Source organism: Metabacillus herbersteinensis (assembly GCF_042433335.1).
In the GTDB taxonomy this organism is placed as follows: Bacteria; Bacillota; Bacilli; order Bacillales; family Bacillaceae; genus Metabacillus; species Metabacillus herbersteinensis.
In genome coordinates, this window is the sequence record NZ_JBHLVO010000095.1 from 1 (window position 1) to 706 (window position 706).

The window sequence follows — 706 nt, forward strand, 5'->3', positions numbered from 1 at the left end:
GCAGCGCTTCGCGATGTTTAAGCCATGCGTGTCCCATCATGCCGCCTCCTGGCCGATGCCGCTGGCGGCGCTAACGATGGTTTCCGCTGTCGCTTCCCCCGCCTTGGTATTCTCTACCTGACCACCTGTGTCGGTTTGGGGTACGATTTGATGTTACCTGATGCTTAGAGGCTTTTCCTGGAAGCAGGGCATTTGTTACTTCAGCACCGTAGTGCCTCGTCATCACACCTCAGCCTTGATTATCCGGATTTGCCTGGATAACCAGCCTACATGCTTAAACCGGGACAACCGTCGCCCGGCTAACATAGCCTTCTCCGTCCCCCCTTCGCAGTAACACCAAGTACAGGAATATTAACCTGTTTCCCATCGACTACGCCTTTCGGCCTCGCCTTAGGGGTCGACTCACCCTGCCCCGATTAACGTTGGACAGGAACCCTTGGTCTTCCGGCGAGCGGGCTTTTCACCCGCTTTAACGTTACTCATGTCAGCATTCGCACTTCTGATACCTCCAGCAGTCCTCTCGAACCACCTTCGCAGGCTTACAGAACGCTCCCCTACCACTTGCACTCATCGTGCAAATCCGCGCTTTCGGTTATTGACTTAGCCCCGTTACATCTTCCGCGCATGAGGACTCGATCAGTGAGCTATTACGCTTTCTTTGAAGGATGGCTGCTTCTAAGCCAACTTCCTGACTGTCTTAGCCTTC

At 54.2% G+C, this 706-nt stretch carries 1 rRNA gene; it reads right to left on the reverse strand.

Annotated elements, in window-relative coordinates:
- Window positions 1–706, reverse strand: a 23S ribosomal RNA gene (locus tag ACFFIX_RS27840); the annotation flags it as partial.